The organism is Paenilisteria rustica (assembly GCF_013820765.1).
Taxonomy (GTDB): domain Bacteria; phylum Bacillota; class Bacilli; order Lactobacillales; family Listeriaceae; genus Listeria_A; species Listeria_A rustica.
In genome coordinates this window covers 1-536 of the sequence record NZ_JABJVM010000048.1, presented here as the reverse complement: position 1 = coordinate 536, position 536 = coordinate 1, and the positions used below count along the sequence as shown (strand labels likewise).

Annotated in this window: 1 protein-coding gene; it reads right to left on the bottom strand. The window is 39.7% G+C overall.

Annotated features, from left to right (window positions below; genetic code table 11):
• Positions 1 to 536, bottom strand: a 536-nt coding sequence (locus HPK16_RS16590; protein WP_343064828.1) for an immunoglobulin-like domain-containing protein, incomplete at both ends; no start/stop codon positions are given.

Genomic DNA, 536 nt, shown 5'->3' with positions numbered 1-536 from the left:
TTAGTGCCATCTACAACGGCTACTTTACTGTACACAGTATCGCCTACTTTCAGCGCTACATATTTCACGCTTCCAGTGAAAGTACCTTTCACATTTGTATCTGTTTTCAGTTTGAAAGCAGCTGGTACGATCGTGCTTGTTCCTGCTGGGTTTTGAGTTACCGTTAATGTTTTCGTGTCTACTAATGTACCCGCAGCGTTGTATGCTTTGACAGAAACAACATCTGTTGGTTTTAAAATTTTACCTTTTGCGTAATACTGCCATGTTGTACCGTCAATCACGCCAACTTTTGCTGATTCTACACCATTTACAACAAGGGAAACAGTTTTCACATTACCTGTGAATGTACCTTTGACATAAGAATCGGTAGAGATTGCAAAGTTACTTGGGTTAATCGTGATTGCGCCAACCAAGCTTTCTGGTCCAGCAACAGATACGTCTTTTGTATCAATGATAGTGCCTTCTGAGTTGTAACCAATCATTTTAACTACGTCTGTTTTGTCTGTAATCTTATCTTTTGCGTAATATTGTAGCGC